Source organism: Leisingera sp. SA32 (assembly GCF_056033425.1).
Window position 1 is genome coordinate 241,242 of record NZ_JBVYHB010000005.1, and the last position, 16,483, is coordinate 257,724.

General features: G+C 62.3%; 19 protein-coding genes. 10 read left to right on the forward strand and 9 right to left on the reverse strand.

The features are described 5' to 3' along the window. Nucleotides 1-148: 148 nt before the first annotated feature. From AC0IPL_RS10370 to AC0IPL_RS10380, 3 genes are all read left to right on the forward strand, one after another. A complete protein-coding gene (locus tag AC0IPL_RS10370; protein WP_474274223.1) occupies nucleotides 149-1,630 on the forward strand; it encodes a leucyl aminopeptidase in 1,482 nt (493 codons plus the stop codon). A gap of 6 nt (nucleotides 1,631-1,636) precedes the next feature. Continuing rightward, the gene (locus AC0IPL_RS10375; protein ID WP_474274225.1) at nucleotides 1,637-2,095 is read left to right on the forward strand and encodes a DNA polymerase III subunit chi; all 459 of its coding nucleotides are present in this window, start codon (nucleotides 1,637-1,639) and stop codon (nucleotides 2,093-2,095) included. A gap of 142 nt (nucleotides 2,096-2,237) precedes the next feature. Next, entirely contained in the window at nucleotides 2,238-2,789 is a 552-nt protein-coding gene (locus AC0IPL_RS10380) for a CHAP domain-containing protein (RefSeq protein WP_474274227.1), read from the forward strand. Nucleotides 2,790-2,928: 139 nt separating this feature from the next. On the opposite strand, the gene AC0IPL_RS10385 is transcribed toward AC0IPL_RS10380, so the two are convergent. Genes AC0IPL_RS10385 through AC0IPL_RS10395 form a run of 3 tightly spaced genes read right to left on the reverse strand, consistent with a single transcriptional unit; the run spans nucleotide 2,929 to nucleotide 6,028 of the window. Next, the gene (locus tag AC0IPL_RS10385) at nucleotides 2,929-3,510 is read right to left on the reverse strand and encodes a retropepsin-like aspartic protease family protein (protein ID WP_474274229.1); all 582 of its coding nucleotides are present in this window, start codon (nucleotides 3,508-3,510) and stop codon (nucleotides 2,929-2,931) included. 44 nt (nucleotides 3,511-3,554) lie between these two features. Beyond that, the gene (locus tag AC0IPL_RS10390; RefSeq protein ID WP_474274231.1) at nucleotides 3,555-4,175 is read right to left on the reverse strand and encodes a MarC family protein; all 621 of its coding nucleotides are present in this window, start codon (nucleotides 4,173-4,175) and stop codon (nucleotides 3,555-3,557) included. Beyond that, entirely contained in the window at nucleotides 4,172-6,028 is a 1,857-nt protein-coding gene (locus AC0IPL_RS10395) for an ABC-F family ATP-binding cassette domain-containing protein (protein ID WP_474274265.1), read from the reverse strand. The genes AC0IPL_RS10390 and AC0IPL_RS10395 overlap by 4 nt, the downstream gene beginning before the upstream one ends. A 200-nt stretch (nucleotides 6,029-6,228) precedes the next feature. Here AC0IPL_RS10395 and ndk point away from each other — a divergent pair, with 200 nt between their 5' ends. Then, nucleotides 6,229-6,651: a nucleoside-diphosphate kinase gene (ndk, locus tag AC0IPL_RS10400; protein WP_474274233.1), complete on the forward strand. Its 423-nt coding sequence runs from the start codon at nucleotides 6,229-6,231 to the stop codon at nucleotides 6,649-6,651. 55 nt (nucleotides 6,652-6,706) lie between these two features. On the opposite strand, the gene AC0IPL_RS10405 is transcribed toward ndk, so the two are convergent. The 6 genes from AC0IPL_RS10405 to AC0IPL_RS10430 all read right to left on the reverse strand — a co-directional run bounded on the left by AC0IPL_RS10405 (nucleotide 6,707) and on the right by AC0IPL_RS10430 (nucleotide 11,085). After that, complete coding sequence (locus tag AC0IPL_RS10405; protein ID WP_474274235.1) at nucleotides 6,707-7,228, reverse strand: DUF4112 domain-containing protein; 522 nt, start codon at nucleotides 7,226-7,228, stop codon at nucleotides 6,707-6,709. Further along, on the reverse strand, nucleotides 7,221-7,391 hold the full coding sequence (locus tag AC0IPL_RS10410) for a YqaE/Pmp3 family membrane protein (protein ID WP_222453395.1): 171 nt from the start codon (nucleotides 7,389-7,391) through the stop codon (nucleotides 7,221-7,223). Before AC0IPL_RS10410 ends, AC0IPL_RS10405 begins: the two co-directional genes overlap by 8 nt. Nucleotides 7,392-7,542: 151 nt before the next feature. After that, on the reverse strand, nucleotides 7,543-7,890 hold the full coding sequence (locus tag AC0IPL_RS10415; protein WP_474274237.1) for a TfoX/Sxy family DNA transformation protein: 348 nt from the start codon (nucleotides 7,888-7,890) through the stop codon (nucleotides 7,543-7,545). 95 nt (nucleotides 7,891-7,985) lie between these two features. After that, a complete protein-coding gene (locus AC0IPL_RS10420) occupies nucleotides 7,986-9,068 on the reverse strand; it encodes an ABC transporter substrate-binding protein (RefSeq protein WP_474274238.1) in 1,083 nt (360 codons plus the stop codon). Beyond that, complete coding sequence (locus AC0IPL_RS10425; RefSeq protein WP_474274240.1) at nucleotides 9,032-10,423, reverse strand: sensor histidine kinase; 1,392 nt, start codon at nucleotides 10,421-10,423, stop codon at nucleotides 9,032-9,034. The genes AC0IPL_RS10420 and AC0IPL_RS10425 overlap by 37 nt, the downstream gene beginning before the upstream one ends. Further along, a complete protein-coding gene (locus AC0IPL_RS10430) occupies nucleotides 10,420-11,085 on the reverse strand; it encodes a response regulator transcription factor (RefSeq protein WP_474274241.1) in 666 nt (221 codons plus the stop codon). The genes AC0IPL_RS10425 and AC0IPL_RS10430 overlap by 4 nt, the downstream gene beginning before the upstream one ends. Before the next feature lie 106 nt (nucleotides 11,086-11,191). Here AC0IPL_RS10430 and AC0IPL_RS10435 point away from each other — a divergent pair, with 106 nt between their 5' ends. From AC0IPL_RS10435 to AC0IPL_RS10460, 6 genes are all read left to right on the forward strand, one after another. Further along, nucleotides 11,192-12,175 carry a tripartite tricarboxylate transporter substrate binding protein gene (locus AC0IPL_RS10435; protein WP_474274242.1) on the forward strand — a complete coding sequence of 328 codons (984 nt, stop codon included), beginning with the start codon at nucleotides 11,192-11,194 and terminating at the stop codon, nucleotides 12,173-12,175. Nucleotides 12,176-12,461: 286 nt separating this feature from the next. Then, a complete protein-coding gene (locus AC0IPL_RS10440; RefSeq protein WP_474274245.1) occupies nucleotides 12,462-12,956 on the forward strand; it encodes a tripartite tricarboxylate transporter TctB family protein in 495 nt (164 codons plus the stop codon). A gap of 1 nt (nucleotide 12,957) precedes the next feature. After that, nucleotides 12,958-14,475: a tripartite tricarboxylate transporter permease gene (locus AC0IPL_RS10445; RefSeq protein WP_474274247.1), complete on the forward strand. Its 1,518-nt coding sequence runs from the start codon at nucleotides 12,958-12,960 to the stop codon at nucleotides 14,473-14,475. Nucleotides 14,476-14,660: 185 nt separating this feature from the next. After that, nucleotides 14,661-14,789: a hypothetical protein gene (locus AC0IPL_RS10450; RefSeq protein ID WP_474274248.1), complete on the forward strand. Its 129-nt coding sequence runs from the start codon at nucleotides 14,661-14,663 to the stop codon at nucleotides 14,787-14,789. Between the two features lie 855 nt (nucleotides 14,790-15,644). After that, nucleotides 15,645-15,854, forward strand: coding sequence for a hypothetical protein (locus AC0IPL_RS10455; RefSeq protein WP_474274249.1), 210 nt, complete (start codon nucleotides 15,645-15,647; stop codon nucleotides 15,852-15,854). A 126-nt stretch (nucleotides 15,855-15,980) separates the two neighbouring features. Further along, the coding region (locus AC0IPL_RS10460; protein WP_474274250.1) for a hypothetical protein at nucleotides 15,981-16,483 on the forward strand (503 nt) is incomplete at its 3' end.

The window sequence follows — 16,483 nt, forward strand, 5'->3', positions numbered from 1 at the left end:
CTTAGTGGATTTGCGGCGCGGGGAAAACTGCATTCTGCGTGCCCGGCCGGATCGGCGCCGGTGCCGCGCACCGCCGGGTCTGGCCAAGCGCCGCCGCGCAGGATAGCTGTTTGACCAACACGCAACAGACCCAGCAGGAGAACGCGGCATGAGCAGCCTTACCCCGATCCGATTTGCAGTTTACGACCCCAAGACCCTGTCCGAGATGACAGGCCGTGTTGCGGTGATGGTCACGCCCGAGGGCGGCATGGATCAGGCGGCGCGCAGCGCCAACCGGCTGAGCAAGGGCGCCATCACCCGGCTGATCGAATCGGACGGATTCAAGAAAGCGAAATCGGGTCAGGTGGTGTCCATCACCTGGCCCGCGGGCATGCAGGCGGAGGCGCTGGACGTGCTGGTCCTGTCGCGCAAGCTGACCCCGGTGGAGGCCCGCAAGGCGGGCGCAAAATTGGCCGCAACGGCCGCAGGCAAGCCGCTGACGGTGATGGCCGGTAATATGAACAAGGCCGCGGATCTGACGCTGGGGATTGCCCTGCGCGGCTATGGTTTTGACAACCACAAGACCGCCGCGGACGACACGCCGCAGGCCGAGGTGACAATCGCCAGCAAGGCCGTGGCCGAACTGGAAGCTGCCTGCGCGCCGCGTCTGGCGGTGGCCGAGGGCGTGCATATGACCCGTGATCTGGTCAATGAGCCTGCCAACGTGTTGACCACCACCGAATTTGCCCGCCGCATCGAGGAGATGCGCGAAATCGGCTTGGAGGTCGAGATCCTTGAGGAGGCCGATCTGGAAAAGCTGGGCATGCGCACGCTGCTCAGCGTCGGGCAGGGCTCTGACAGCCCGTCGAAGGTGGCCGTGATGCAGTGGAACGGTGGCGCCGAGGGTGCAGCGCCACTGGCGCTGGTCGGCAAGGGCGTGGTGTTCGACACCGGCGGCATCTCGCTGAAACCGGCGGGCGGCATGGAGGACATGACCATGGACATGGGGGGCGCGGGCGTCGTGGCCGGCACCATGAAAGCGCTGGCACTGCGCAAGGCCAAGGCCAATGTCGTGGGGTTGGTGGGCCTGGTGGAAAACATGCCGTCGGGCAATGCCATTCGTCCCGGCGATGTGGTGAAATCGATGAAGGGCGACACGGTGGAGATTATCAACACCGACGCCGAGGGGCGGCTCGTGCTGTGCGACGTGCTGTGGTACGCGCAGGAACGGTTCAAGCCCGCAGGGGTGATTGATCTGGCGACCCTGACCGGTGCCATCATCATCGGGCTGGGTCATGAGAATGCGGGCGTGTTTTCCAATGATGACGCGCTGTGCAATGCCTTTCTGAAATCCGCCGACGCCGAGGGCGAGGGCGCCTGGCGCATGCCGCTGGGCAAGGCCTATGACGACCAGCTGAAGTCGCGCATCGCCGACATGAAGAACGTCGGCGGTCGCCCGGCGGGATCGATCACCGCGGCACAGTTCCTGCAACGCTTCATCCAGGACGGCACGCCCTGGATCCATCTGGACATTGCCGGTGTGGCCGCGGTGAAAACGGACACGGATTTTGCCCCCAAGGGGGCAACCGGCTGGGGGGTGATGGCCCTGAACCGGCTGGTCGCCGACAAGTTCGAGGCGGAATCGGAATAAGCGCGGATGGGGGCGGCCTATTTCTATCACCTGACGCGCGGCGCGCTGGAGGACACACTGCCCGTGCTGCTGGGCAAGGCGCGTGATGCGGGCTGGCGCATCGCGGTGCGCGGGCGCGATCCCGAACGACTGGCGTGGTTGGACGACCGCTTGTGGCAGGGCCCGGCGGACAGTTTTCTGCCCCACGGGCTGGCGGGCGGGCCGCATGACGCCTTGCAGCCGATCCTGCTGACCACGTCGGCCGAGGCCGCAAATGCGCCCGATTGCGTGATGGCGGTGGAGGGCGCCGCCGTCAGCCCCGAAGAGGTGCAGGCCCTGGAACGGGTCTGCATCCTGTTTGACGGCACCGACCCGGAGGCGGTGCAGCACGCGCGCGTCCAGTGGAAATCCCTGACCGATGCGGGCTGCTCCGCGCAGTACTGGTCGGAGGAAAGCGGGCGCTGGGAGAAAAAGGCCGAAAAATAGCATCTCCGCTGCGAGTTTCGGCGGGTTCCCGCCGATTCCTTGCGAATTTGTTTCAATCGGGCAGGAATTCCTCGCGCCATGCCCGGTCCCGCAGTATTCCTGCGCCCCATAAGGACTGGGACAAGTCGCGAACGAGGGATGTATGAAGGTTTTTGGTGCTTTCAGGCAGGCACGGCGGCCGCTTATTGTCGGCGCCCTGCTGCTGACGCTGGCAAATTGCGGTGACGTTGGCGGCGGCTCTGTCAGCCGCGCCGCGGTTGAGGCGGAACGGTTGAGCTTTGCGGTGGATGTCGCGCAGTCGATGCGCTCCAAGGGCCAGCGTGTCTGGTGCGTGCCCTTTGCCCGCAACGCCAGCGGGATCGAAATCTACGGCAACGCAAAAACCTGGTGGGGGCAAGCCGCTGGCAAATACCCGCGCCAGAACGAGCCGAAGCCCGGCGCAGTGATGGCCTTTTCTGCCACCCGCTCCAATCCGCTGGGGCATGTGGCGGTGGTGTCCAAGGTCGAAGGACCGCGCCGAATTCAGGTCAACCACGCCAACTGGCGCCGCAACCGGGTGTCGCTGGGCATGGCGGTGGTGGATGTCTCGAAGAACAACGACTGGTCTGCCGTGCGACTGGAAAGCAACCCCGGTGCGCTCGGGCGGGTCTATCCGGTGACGGGCTTCATCCTGTCGCCTGAAATGAAGGGCTGAGGGGCGCTGCCCCTCTTGGCCTGGCGGCCAATTCACCCCGGAGTATTTGCATCCAGAAAGAGGCGGGTGGCGTCATGCTCTTCGGTTTCTTTCTGGTCCCAAATACTCCCGCCGGAGGCCTGCGCCGCGAGGCGCATCTTCAACGTGTCAGCACCAATGCCCCGTTGCGGATTTCGATGCTGGACCAGCGTTGCAGATAGCCCATGCCCAGCAGCGACTGCTCCAAGTCGCCCTCATTGACCCAGACACGCAGACCGCGGTCCGTGATGCCGTCCAGCGACATCTCGTCGATCCAGACTGAGGCCGTTCGCACCTCTCCGTTGGCGGTGCGGGCGCGGCCGAGGTAGGCGAGCGCGTCGGTGTCGATCCCTGCCCGGCGGGCGTCTTGTTCGTTCAGAACCACTTGGCTGGCGCCGGTGTCTACCAGGAATTCGATCGGCGTGCCGTTGACCTGCAGCGTCAGGTAGTAATGGCCGTCGCGCGACCGCGGGACTTCGACCCGTCCCGTGTCCAGGGTCACGCTTTGCTGTGGGCGCACGGTCTGACGGATGTCCTCCCACAGCCCGTAGGAGGCGATGACGCCCAGAAATATGAAGCCCCAGATCGCGAACATCTGAAGCGACTTGCCCAGGCTCTGGCGGTTCTGGACAAACACCCAGGACCCCACGGCCACCAGCAGCAGCAACAGATAGATAAACCGCCCGATTTCATAGTCGCCCATCGCGCCACCTCCTGTCTGTTATGTAGGGGCGCTGCGGTTCAGTACTAGCCTGCAAAGCCAAAGGCGCGCAGCCCGTCCAGGACAAACTGCACCGACAGCGCCGCCAGCAGCATGCCCAGCAGCCGGGTGACAACGGTGATACCGGTCTTTCCCAAAAGCCGCTCGAACAGACCGGAAAACAGGCACATGACCAGCAGGATCGCGAGCACGCTGATCACCACGCCCATCACCATCGCAAAGCCGGCAAAGCCCGGTTGCTGGCCCGTCAGGAGGATCACCGTGGCGATGGAGCCGGGCCCGGCAATCAACGGGATCGACAGCGGAAACACGGACGGATCGTCAAAGTGGTCCTCTTCACTGCGGTCCTCGCGCCGCTTGTTGCGCCGTTCGAACAGCATGTCCAGCGCGGTCAGGAACAGCAGCACGCCGCCGGCGACCCGAAAGGCGGGCATGGAAATGCCGATAAACCCCAGCACAGCCTCCCCCAGCGCCGCAAACAGCGCCAGCAGGATGGCGCTGATCACCGTCGCCCGGATGGCGACCGTGCGCCGCTGCGCCGAGGTCATGCCTTGGGTCAGGGCCAAGAAGATCGGCGTCAACCCGATGGGGTCGACGATCACAAAAAGTGTGACGAAGGAGGTAATCAGAAATGCGGTGTCGATCATTGCGCCTCAGCCTGCTCCAGCTTTTCCAGGGCGTCCATCCACAGGCTCTCTGCCCGCGCCAGCGCCTCGATACATTCGGCATGTTTCTTCTGCCAGGTCTCGATGTCGGCGGCTTTGCCGGACGCATAGAGGCTCGGGTCGGCCAGCTTTTCGTCAAGCTTTTCACGCATATCGCTGAGCTTTTCGACGCGGGCCTCGGATTTGCGCAGCTCTGAGCGCAGCGCCAGCAGCTGATCGCGGGAGGCGCGTCTAGGTTTGGCGGGTTTCGCCGCATCGGCCTTGGGCGCAGGTTTGTCGCGGGCCAGCAGCAGCGCGCGGTAGCTTTCGAGGTCGCCCTCATAGGGCTGCACGCTGCCGTCTGCGACCAGCCACAGGCGGTCCGCCACCAGTGACAGCAGATGCATGTCGTGGCTGACCAGGATAACCGCACCGGAATAGGTGGTCAGCGCCTCCACCAGCGCTTCGCGGCTTTCGATGTCCAGGTGGTTGGTCGGCTCGTCGAGGATCAGCATGTGCGGCGCATCAATGGTGGCCAGCAACAGGCTGAGCCGCGCCTTCTGACCGCCGGACAGCCGCCGGACCTCGGTTTCCGCCTGCGCGGCGCTCAGGCCAAAGCCCGCCAAACGCGACCGCCATCTGGCGGGTGCCTCATCAGGGCGCAGGCGGCGCAGGTGGTCCAACGGGGTTTCATCCACATACAGCTCATCCACCTGGTGCTGGGCAAAATAGCCGATGCGCAGCTTGGAGGACCGCGTCATCTTTCCTGCCATCAGCGGCAGCCGGTCGGCCAGCAGTTTTGACAGGGTGGATTTGCCCTGACCGTTCTTTCCCAACAGCGCGATGCGGTCGTCCTGATCTATGCGCAGGTTCAGCCGTTTCAGGATTTCTGTCTCGCCATAGCCGGTCACGCCACCCTCGATATGGATGATCGGTGGCGACATCTCCTCCGGTTCCGGGAAGGTGAAAGCGCGCAGCGCGGCCTCCTGTGGGGTGGTGATCGGCTTCATCTTGGCGATCATCTTGAGCCGTGACTGGGCCTGCACTGCCTTGGAGGCCTTGGCGCGGAAGCGATCGACAAAGCTTTGCAGGTGGGCGCGGCGCGCTTCCTGTTTCTTGGCCTCGGCCTGTGCCGCGAGAATGCGTGCGGCCCGGGTTTCGGCAAAAGTGTCATACGGACCCTGGTAGAAAGTAAGCTTCCGGTCCTCCAGATGCAGGATTGCCCCCACCGCGCGATTCAGCAGCCCACGGTCGTGGCTGACAATCAGCACCGTGTGCGGGTATTTTGCCAGATAGTTTTCCAGCCAAAGCGCGCCCTCAAGATCCAGATAGTTTGTCGGCTCATCCAGCAGCAAAAGATCGGGTTGGGAAAACAGCACCGCCGCCAGGGCCACGCGCATCCGCCAGCCGCCGGAAAAATCCGAGCAGGGGCGCTGCTGGTCGGCGTCGTCAAAGCCCAGACCTTTCAGGATCGAGGCGGCGCGCGCCTCTGCCGACCAGGCGTCGATATCGGCCAGGCGGGTTTGGATTTCGGCAATACGTGTGGCTTCTGTCGCCGTCTCGGCCTCGGCCAGCAGCGAGGCGCGTTCGGTGTCGGCAGCCAGCACCGTGTCGAGCAGCGACACGCCAGAGGAGGGCACCTCCTGTGCGACACCGCCGATGCGCGCGCGCGTGGGCAGGGTGATGCTGCCGGTCTCCAGCGCCAGCTCGCCGCGGATGATGCGGAACAGCGTGGTTTTGCCGGTGCCGTTGCGCCCCACCAGTCCGACCTTGTGCCCGGTGGGAATGGTGGCGCTGGCGCCCTCGATCAGCGGGCGGCCCTCGACCGAATAGGTAATGTCCTGAATGCGTAACATGCTCAGCGGTGTGGCGCAGGCGCGCGGGGCTGTCAATCGGCCTGCCGATTTCCGTTTGTCGAAAATACCCCCGCCAGAGGCACGCGCGCCGGCCCGTGTCCTGAAAACGTCTTCCCAAGCGCCGCCAGCCATGTTACCCGGCGCGCGGAGTTTCCGGCAGCGGGACCGATCCCGCCGCCCATCAATCAGGAGTATGCCAAATGGCTCTGGAACGCACTTTTTCGATCATCAAGCCCGATGCAACCCGCCGCAACCTGACCGGCAAGATCAATGCCAAGTTCGAAGAGGCCGGCCTGCGCATCGTGGCGCAGAAGCGCATCCACATGACCAAGGAACAGGCAGGCAAGTTCTACGAAGTGCACGCCGAGCGTCCTTTCTACGACGAGCTGTGCGAGTTCATGTCCTCCGCGCCAGTCGTGGTGCAGGTTCTGGAAGGCGAGAACGCCATCGCGAAGAACCGCGAAGTCATGGGCGCCACCAACCCGGCAGACGCCGCAGCGGGCACCATCCGCGCCGAGTTTGCTGAATCGGTCGGTGAAAACTCCGTTCACGGTTCCGACGCACCGGAAACCGCAGCGGCAGAAATCGCTTACTTCTTCTCCGGCATCGAGCTGGTCGGCTAAGCCTGACGCGCAACCGGTTGAAAGGGGCTGCAGCAGATGCTGACAGCCCTTTTTTTTATCGATCGAGCGTGCGGTTCAGCGGATGCTGCCAGGCCGGACGGTGACGCGGCTGGCCCCGGCGTTGTGCCTGTGCGTACACCGGCATCATCTTCAGCTCCCGCGGGGAGGTCAGGCTGGAGAAGGGCTTGCGCCCCAGACGTTTGGGCAGCGGTTCACCCTTGGCGTCTGCATCTTCCAGATGGCGGCGCAGCAGGTCGGTGTTGCGCGTGTTGGCTTTCCAGCCGACGTCGAACAGGTCGCCGACCAGCGGGATCGCCCCGATGAGGGCATCGACACCGATATTGGCAGCCATCCGCCCCAGTATCGGTGCGGAAGCACCCATGCGGTAGCCAGAGTAGAGAATGTATCCCGCCGGAAGCATGGCGGCAGCATCGCCGATCCCCGGCACCAACCCTATGAGACTGTCCCAGCCGACCCGCACCCCGATAACCGGAATGCGAAAGGCGCGGTCCATCCGCTGGGCGAGACGCTCCAGCGATTGCAGCTTCTGCTGCTGGCTGCGGGCAAGATTAGACATGTTCGGGTCTCCTTGCGATAATCCAGACCGCGTGCACGATCCCGGGGATGTAGCCCAGCAGCGTCAGCAGAATGTTGAGCCAGAAATGCTTGCCAAGGCCCACCTGAAGGAAGACACCCAGCGGCGGCAAAATGATAGCGAAGATGATGCGGATCAGGTCCATGCCGGAACTCCTCGTTTCGCGTTTCGATCAGAGACACAACGTGCGAAACAGGGAAATGGTTGCATTGACTTGCTGCAGCGGGTCTGGCAGGCGGCCCGGCTGAGGCATCGACCGGGTGGCGGACACCGCTAAGATCCACCGTCGTGGACGGTCAGAGCGGTTTGAGGTCCGCGGCGGCCGCGCGCACGCCAATCGCGTCCAGTTCTGCCAGCAATGCGCTGCTGTGCTGTGGCCGGGCTTCTACCTTGATCGCGTCAAAGCGTTTGCGAAGCTCGTCTTTTTCTTTGCCCTTGCAGTCGTTCCAGGGCCGCCTCTGCAAGGCCATCACCAAGACGTAATAGCCGATGAAATGCGGCCGGGTGCCATGTTGCAGCAGGCGGGCATAGGCCGCGTCCGCGCCGATGGCGCGCAGCTCCTCTGCGGTGGAAATGCCCGCGGCGCGGCAGGCATCCTCATAGGCGGGGCCGAGGTTGCGGATGCTGGTGATCGGCGTGTTCATGGTTTGTTTCTACCCGCCTGACGGCGTGCTGTCACGCAGGAATACGACAGGTTGACCAAATTTGATGCAGAATTGACGCCGGGATCACGCGGGTATCACTCCTTGCGCACGGCGCTGAACCATTCGGCCATGAACCGCTGTCGCTTTTGCGCGTCGAGATAGACCAGCAGCCCTGGCCCCAACTGAATGGGCCTGTGGGCGCTGGCGGTATCGGCCAGCGGCTCGGGCGGCGGGCTGAACGGAAAATCGGGGGCAAGGGGGCGCGACCAGCCGGCCGTCACCAGATGATCGACGAAGGCCTGCGCCAGGTCCGGGCGTTCGCCACCGCGCAACAGCACCGCCGAACGCAGCATCAGGTGGGTGTAGTCCATCGGGTCAATGACGATGATCTTGTCGGCCAGGTCCTTGCGCGCGCGCGCATAGCTGCCCAATACGTTATAGGCGACGAGGATCTCACCCGCGGCGACGCTTTCGATCATGGCACCGGAACAGCAATACAGCTGCGGACTCAAACTGCCGATCACCTCCATCAACCGCCAATAGGTTTCCGAGGTGCGCGCGTCTTGAGTGGCGAACAGATAGCCCAGTCCGCTGAGAGAGACGTCGTAGGTGCCGACCTTACCCCGGAAGCGATCCGGTTCGGCGCGCAGCAGGGCGATCAGATCCTGACGGGTGCGCGGCACCTGCTGGCCTGCAAAGCTCTCGGCGGACACGACGATGGAGGCGGGCTCCATAGAGAACGCAAAGACATGGCTGCGCCACTCCCCCCAGGGCGGAATTCGCGCGGTGGCGGCGGAGTTGTGGGCCCGTGTATAGCCATCGTTGGCAAGCTTGGTTTGCAAATCCATCGCGGAGGACAGGGCCACGTCGAACTGCTGCCCGCCGTCGAGAATGGCCTTCATCACCTGGCTGCTGTTGGCAACCGTATAGTCCACGGCCGTGCCGGGGTGGCGGCGCAGGAAACTGTCGATCAGCGGTGCCAGGATCTCTGTGTCGGTGGTGGATATCACCCGCAGCGGTGCGCCGTCCGCCGGTCCGATCCAGCGGTGTTCTTCGATCTCAAATCCGTCCGCGAGGACTGCCCGCGCCAGCACATGCCCCGCCATCAGCAGGGCCGTTAGCCAAGCTGACAGCCGTTGCATCAACCCGGCGAGGTGGGCAAACATAGTGTTACGCACGCGCCTGCTCCTGTTTTGCTGTTCTCAATCACAAGCCTGCCGGCATGGGCTTCGGCGACCTCGCGGGCGATGGTCAGCCCCAGGCCAGAGCCGATGGTGTCGCGCGCATTGGCACCGCGCACGAAGCGGCCGGTCAGCGCCTCGGTGTCTTCTTGGCCGAAACCGCCGGCCTGGTCTTCGATAAGGATACGGGCGCTGCCGTCGTCGGTTTCCACACGGAACCAGATCTGGCTGTCCTGTGGCGAATACTTGATGGCGTTGTCCAGAATATTGCGCACGGCGTTCTGGATCAAAATGCCGTCGCCGCAAATCTGCACCTCGGGCTGGGCGGCAAAATGCAAGGTGATTTCCTTCATCTCGGCTATCGGCCGCAGACGGTCGGCCAGTTCGCGCGCCAGTTCGGTCAGGTTGATGTCGCCCTGTTCCAGGCTGTCAGTGCGAAAGGAGACCATGGCATGATCCAGCAGCTGCCCGGCGGCGCGCGAGCTCTCGTCGATGGCGCGGATCATCTCCCGCAGGCTGGCGCGGTTGGCCTCCTTGTCGACCCGCATCAAGGTCACCTCTGCCTGCGTGCGCACGGTGGCCAGAGGCGTGCGCACCCGGTGCGCTGCCTCGGCGATGAAATCCTCTGACCGGCTGAGCGAGGTCTGAAGACGGCTGATGAAGGTATTCAGCGACGCCACCAGCGGAGCCATTTCCGAGGGCACCGGCCGCGACACCGGGCGCAGGTCCTTGGGGCCGCGGCGCGAGATCGCTGCCGTCAGCGCGCGCAGCGGCGTGATGCTGGACTGTGCCGACCAATAGGCCAGCGCCGAGGCCAGCACAAAGAAGGCAACCCCCAGATACAGCGCCGAGCGGAACAGCTGGCCGAGCTGCGCATCCTGTCCCGTGCGTGTCTGCGCCACCGAGACCTGCACCAGAACCGGCGCGCCGCTGACCGCCAGACGGCGCGACAGGGAGACGGCGCGGATGCTCTCCTGCTTGTAGGTGGTGGTTTGAAACAGCGGCTGTGCCGCCTGGTCGGCGGAGCGTCCCACCGGCAGGTCACCATAGCCGGTCAGCAACCGGCCGGCGGTGGTGATCCGGTAGAACACCCTGTCATCGCTGAGATTTCCCAGCATCGACAGCGCGGCATAGGGGATGTCGGCGGAAATCTCGCCCGCCTGAACCGACACGGAATCCAGGATCGAGCTGGCCGAGGCCAGCAGGATCCGGTCATGGCTTTCCTCGGCCACGTTGCGCACAAAGCCCAGCACCGCAAAAAACAAAAGCGCCGCCAGCAAGGCCGCGCTGCCGACCAGTTGCAGCAGAAGGCGGCGGCGGATCGAGCCGCTGACGTTGACGGTGCCGCTCATTCCAGTGACAGCCGGTAGCCGAGGCCGCGCACGGTGGTGATCTGCGCCGAAGAGCCCGCAAGATGCTTGCGCAACCGCGCCACATAGACCTCAATGGCGTTTTCTGACACGTCCTCGTCGTAGGAAAACAGCCGGTCGACCAGCTTGGCTTTGGAAAAGATCTGGTCCGGTGCGTTCAGGAAGACTTCCAGCAAGCGCAGTTCGCGGTTGCGCAGCGTGGCGGCCTTGCCTGCCACGGTGAGCGTGCCGGCCATCGGGTCGAACTGCAGGTTCCCGAATCGCCGGATGTTGGAGCTGACCCCGCCACGCCGCCGCAGGACGGCGCGGCAACGCGCTTCCAGTTCAGCGAAATCAAAGGGTTTGGTGATGTAGTCATCAGCGCCAAGGTCCAGCAGGCCGATCCGGTCAGAGACTTCGGATCGGGCGGTCAGCACGATCACCGGGGTTTCCTTGCGGAGATCCCGGTGGTCTTTCAAAAAGCTGCGCCCGTCGCCGTCGGGCAGCATAATGTCCAGCAAAATCAAGTCGTAATCAGTGGTGTCGGCAAAAGCCGTCGCGGTGGCGATATCGGCGGCGTGATCCACCACATGGCCGTCCAGCCGCAGTCGGTCCAACAGGGCGTTGGCCAGGCTTTCGTTGTCCTCGACCAGCAGAAACCGCATGCCGGATGATCCTTTCCTTACGCGCCGTGACAGGTTTGTGTCAGCTTGCTGTGTTCCCTTTCAGTCATGGGCGGCAAAACCGCGCTTTGTCAAATGGGAGGACACAATGAACAAATTTACCCTTACGCGCCGGGTGGCGATGGCCGCCGCGGCGGCGGCACTGGCATTCGGCAGCCCGCTGAAGGCCGCGGAACAGGTGGTTGACAGCATCCACTTTCTGATCCCCGGCGGCGCTGGTGGCGGCTGGGACGGCACCGCGCGTGGCACGGGTGAGGCGCTGACAGAGGCCGGCCTGGTGGGCAAGGCATCCTACGAGAACATGTCCGGCGGCGGCGGCGGCAAGGCGATCGGCTATCTGATCGAGAATGCTGAGAGCAACCACGGCACGCTGATGGTGAACTCCACCCCGATCGTGATCCGCTCGCTGACCGGCGTATTCCCGCAGAACTTTCGGGACCTGACGCTGGTGGCGGGCACCATCGGTGACTACGCCGCCATTGTGGTCGGCAAGGACAGCCCGATCAATTCGATGGAGGACCTGCTGGAGGCCTACCGCGCTGATCCGCGCGGCACAGCCGTTGGCGGCGGTTCGGTTCCGGGCGGCATGGACCACCTGGTTGCGGCCATGGTGATGCAGTCCGCGGGCGAAGACCCCACGGCGGTGAAATACATCCCCTATGACGCGGGCGGCAAGGCCATGGCAGCGCTGCTGTCGGGTGAGATCGCGGCCCTGTCGACCGGTTTTTCCGAAGCGATCGATCTTGCCAATGCGGGCGAGGTGAAGATCATCGGCGTCACCGCGGATGAGCGTGTGGACAGCTACCCCGACGCGCCGACCATGAAAGAGCAGGGGCTGGACACCTCGTTCGTAAACTGGCGCGGCTTCTTTGCAGCACCCGGTCTGCCAGAGGACAAGCTCGCTGCCTATCAGGAAGCGCTGTCCAAGATGTATGACACCCCCGAATGGGAAGAAGTGCGCGCACGCAACGGCTGGGTCAACATCCACAATTCAGGCGATGATTTCCGCGCCTTCCTGGAAGGCCAGGAAAAGGAGATCGGCGACCTGATGAAAAAGCTCGGTTTCCTCTGAGCAAGCGCCCCGGCGCTGCAGCCGGATGCGAGGGCGCTGCCCTCGCACTCCCGGGATATCTGGAGCAAGCGAAAGGAGAGGCCTAGGTCTCCCCTTTCTTGGAAAAGGCACTGCCTTCCGGTTGCGCGGTCATCGGCGCCCCAGCCTGTAGCGCAGGGCGGGCGTCGCAGACAATGACAAACAAACCCCTTTCCACTTGCCGGAAATATCTTGGGGGAGCCGCGCGTCCAGCGCGGCGGGGGCAGTGTCCCCTGCCTGATCGAAACACTCACCACAGGAGTCGCAAATGGCACTCGACCGCTGGATTGCCCTGGTCATCCTGATGATCTGTCTGGCCTATGGCTATGCCGCATTTTTCACCATGGACGCGGGGTTGCCGCCGTTCATGAAACACAACCCGATCTGGCCCAGCACCTTTCCCAAGGTTCTGTCGGTGATGGCGATTCTGGCTGCGCTGTTCATCCTGTTGGGATTCGAAAAGGGTGCCGATGATCCCAAGCCGATGGACATCAATTACCGCCGCCTGACGGACTACAATCTGGGACAGGCGCTGCTGCTGCTGGGGCTGATGGCGGCCTATGCGCTGCTGCTGCGCCCGGCGGGATTTCTTCTCTCGACGGTCGGTTTCCTGGTGCTGGGGGCCGCGGTTTTGGGTGAACGGAAGTTGTACATATTGCTGCCTGTTGCCGCCGCGGCGGCGGGGGTGATCTGGTATCTGGTACAAGAGGTCCTCGGCATCTTCCTGAGCCCATGGCCCGCATTTTTCATGAACGGAGGCTGACATGCTAGAAGGTATCATGGTTGGCCTTGGAACGGCCTTTTCTATCACCAACCTGTTGATGGTCATCGGTGGCTGCCTGATTGGCACATTCATCGGCATGCTGCCGGGGCTGGGGCCGATGTCGATCATCGCCATCATGATCCCGGTGGCGATCTCCATCGGGGATCCGTCTGCAGCGCTGATCCTGCTGGCGGGGGTCTATTATGGCGCGATCTTTGGCGGCTCGACATCGTCGATCCTGATCAACGCGCCCGGCGTCGCCTCGACCGTGGCGACCAGCTTTGACGGCTATCCGATGGCGCGCCAGGGCAAGGCGGGCAAGGCACTGACGGTGGCGGCAATCGCCTCGTTCTGTGGCGGCACAATCGGGGCGATCCTGCTGATGATCTTTGCGCCGGCGCTGGCAAGCGTGGCCTTGCTGTTCCATTCGGCCGAGTATTTTGCCCTGATGGTCGTGGGCCTGTCGGCGATTGCGGCCTTTGCGGGCTCGGGCCAGGTGGGCAAGGCGTTGCTGATGACGCTTTTGGGGCTGATCATGGCCACGGTGGGCGAGGGCGCGCTGTTCAACATGCCGCGCTTCACCATGGGGGTAATGGACCTGCAATCGGGCTTTGGCTTCATCACCCTGGCGATGGCGATGTTCGCCCTGCCGGAGGCGATGTATCTGGTGCTGGATCCATCCCGCTCCAACACCGAAGGGGGCAGCGGTGAGATCAAGGATCTGCGGATCACCCGAGACGAGGCGAAGGCAATTGCCCCGGTCATCGGCCGTCAGTCGATCCAGGGCTTCCTGATCGGCGTGTTGCCGGGGGCAGGGGCGACGATTGCGTCCTTCCTGGGCTATGCGGTGGAACGCAACATCGCCACCAAGGAAGAGCAGGAACAATTCGGCAAAGGGTCGGTCAAGGGGCTGGCGGCGCCGGAAAGCGCCAACAACGCCGCCTGTACCGGATCGTTCGTGCCGCTGCTGACACTTGGCATTCCAGGATCTGGCACGACAGCGATCCTGCTGGGGGCGCTGATTGCGTTGAATGTCTCGCCGGGGCCGCGGCTGATGATTGATGAGCCGCAGATCTTCTGGGCGGTGATCATTTCGATGTATCTGGGCAACCTGATCCTGCTGATCCTTAACCTGCCGCTGATCCCCTATATCGCCAAGGTGCTGGCGGTGCCGCGCAACTATCTGATCCCCTTCATCCTGTTCTTTACCCTGATGGGGGCCTACATCGGCCAGAACAACGCGACAGAGCTGCTGATTCTGGTGGGACTGGGCATCTGCGCGACGATCCTGCGCTTTGCCGACTATCCGCTGGCGCCGTTGCTGATCGGGTTCATCCTCGGCTCGATGTTGGAGAACAACTTTGCCCGCTCGATGCAGCTGTATGACGGGCTGGGGTTCCTGGCAGAGCGGCCGATGACCGTGGGGCTGCTGGGGCTGGCGGTGATACTGGTGGTGTTGCCCAGCTACCGGGCGCGACGGGCACGGCTGCGCGCCAAAGGTGTCGCAGACGCCGACTAAGACTAAAATGGAAGGCTTCGGCCTTCCATTTTTTTATAGAAGACACGATGCGACTGAGAGCCGTTTGACGACCGCCGGAATTGCCGTTCTGCGGGGTGATCTGGTTCCTGTGGCCGCAACTGCCCCTGCCGTTCCTGTTGGGGCCGATTTTCCTGTGCCTCGCATTCGCTTCGGGTGGCACGCAAATGGAACGCATGGGGCGGCTCGGCATCGCATTCCGCACGATCCTTGGGGTTGCCGCGGGGACCTCGATCACCCCGCCAGCCGTGGCCGCCTTGCCGGACCTGGCACCGCCGGGATCGCCGCGCCGCTGAACGCGTTTCTGGCATTCCTTCCCGGAGGTCAGGGCGAGATGGTGGTGTTGGCAATCATAGCGGGCGCCGATTGAGGTTAGTGGTGCTGCACCGCATCCTGCGGATTGCCCTGGTGGTAGCCTGCGCGCCCTTGGTGCTGCGTTTGGTGAGATAAGCGCTCTCAGCGCATGCGAATGTCGCCGCCTGCGCCGCTCATGTGCCCGCGCGGATCAGAGCCACGATAAGTGGGGCAAGCGCCCGCCGCACTAAGCCCGCATGAACGGCCACTCATGCTGGGCTCACACGTCTATCGATAAGGTATTTTGTCTTTTTTCCAACCTCTTGAAGGGGAGGTTGGCTCCGGCGGTAGGGAGCGCACAGCGCAAACTAACCCGCTGAAAGTAAACGATTTTTCGCTCCGGTCATCTCCATCGACTCCGGATGTGCAAGAGTCTGTGCCATACGGTGTGACAACGGTCAATGACGGGCTTTGTCTTACGGCCTCGCTGCCGGTTGATCTAACGTTCTGCTGCTTGAACAGTCCTTGGTCATCCGGAGGGGTAAACATTGAAGAATGGGGTGGATGAAAACGGCTTACATCAAATGAGCCTCGAAACGCGTAGCTGCGGATGGCAGATGTTCGGAATCAGCCTCAAGTCGTCGTGTCATGCGGCCATTGGGTAGTGGTTTGGGCGGAGAGCGGAATTTCGCCGCGGGCGCGAACTGCGGCAATGTGACGAAATCAAACTATGCGAATTGTATGTCGCTTAGCCAGCGAAACTCTCCGACTGAGAACCTGGAAAACTCGAGAGAGGACACTTGCATCTCCAAGGTGTTTTGTATCAAATCCTTGAAAAGCTTAGTGGAATCGGAAGCATGACGCAGACAATTGACAAGAGTAAGATTCTCAAAAATCTCAGATTTGGTGAAAGAATTGCGGAAGAAGAACTTGATGATCTCGAACGCTACTTTGTTGCAACGGATCAGTGGTCAAGGGTCTTCTCTGGTGAAGTAGATGTCGTTTATGGATCGAAAGGAGCCGGAAAAAGCGCAATATACGCCCTAATCGATAAACGTCAAGATTAATTTTTTGACAGAGGTATAGTCGTAAGGAGCGCCGAAAACGTAAGGGGCAATACTGCATTTAAGGAGGTATTGGGTGATCCTCCTCCTTCAGAGCGTAGCTTCATAGATCTATGGAAGCTTTATCTCTTGATTATATCCGCAAATGCAATTCGAGATTATGGCATATCCGACAAAAACACGGAGCATCTTATATCGGCCCTGACTGAAGCGAATCTTCTTCCAAAATCCGCGTCTCTCGGTCAGCTTTTTCAACAAGCGAAGAAACTTATTTGGTCCTATGTCTTTCCGGAAAAAGAAAGCGTGGAGTGGACTGTTGCGCTGGAACCTGCGACCGGGCTTCCCATTGTTACCAGAAAGGTAAATTTAGCTAAAGGAATTGCTCCGGAGGATGAGAGAATAGATCTCCCTCTCGATGAGCTCTTGGGGTTTGCTGAATCGGCGCTTGCCAAGAATGGGTATAGTTTGTGGATTCTATTTGATCGATTGGATGTGGCATTCAACGACACTCCAGACCTTGAGAGGAACGCTCTTCGCGCATTATTTCGCGTTTACAATGACTTCAAGGCATTCGACAATATTAAGCTCAAGCTATTTGTGAGGGATGACATTTGGGGAAGAATCACGGAAGG